General features: G+C 51.4%; 1 protein-coding gene. It reads left to right on the top strand.

All coding sequences use genetic code 11. The features are described 5' to 3' along the window. Positions 1-329: 329 nt before the first annotated feature. The coding region (locus IG178_RS25790; protein WP_226895760.1) for a hypothetical protein at positions 330-516 on the top strand (187 nt) is incomplete at its 3' end.

The following is a 516-nucleotide window of genomic DNA, read 5'->3' as shown; positions in this document are numbered from 1 at the left end:
CCCATAGCCCTGGTCGGGAGATAGTAGCCGTATTTTGAGCACACATACACTCCTTGTGCCGGGGCGACACGCAGAGCCGCCACCAAAGGAAGATCGGCGTTCTCCTGAGGCGCAAGACGGATCAGATCACCACCGATTTGCGTATATTAGATATGACTCGCATAGAATACTTAGGAAGCGCGACGAGTATGCACACATTGAGCGCGCTAAAGCTAGTCCGCTGGATTCATTAAGGTCAGCGCAAACCTCGGACGACATCACCTACCCCACAAGAATCAAAGGAATATGGTAATTTCATGGAGTTTCTAACGGCGCTAGGACCTTTTGCCGTGACCGTCGTCGGCGCAACGCTGGCCTATCTATTCAATCAAAACGCGGAGCGGAAGCGACGCTCTGAACAATACCAACTTGAGCAAATTGAGACAATCCTTAAGACCTTCGCGGACAACGCGGAAACGCATGATCTACCATCTGATGATCCCTTACGACGACAAGTACTCCAGAACACCATGCGAG

Source organism: Neoluteolibacter marinus, assembly GCF_014904755.1.
Taxonomy (GTDB): Bacteria; Verrucomicrobiota; Verrucomicrobiia; order Verrucomicrobiales; family Akkermansiaceae; genus Haloferula; species Haloferula marina.
Note: the sequence above shows the minus strand (reverse complement) of the source record. Positions and strands in the feature narration are given on the sequence as shown.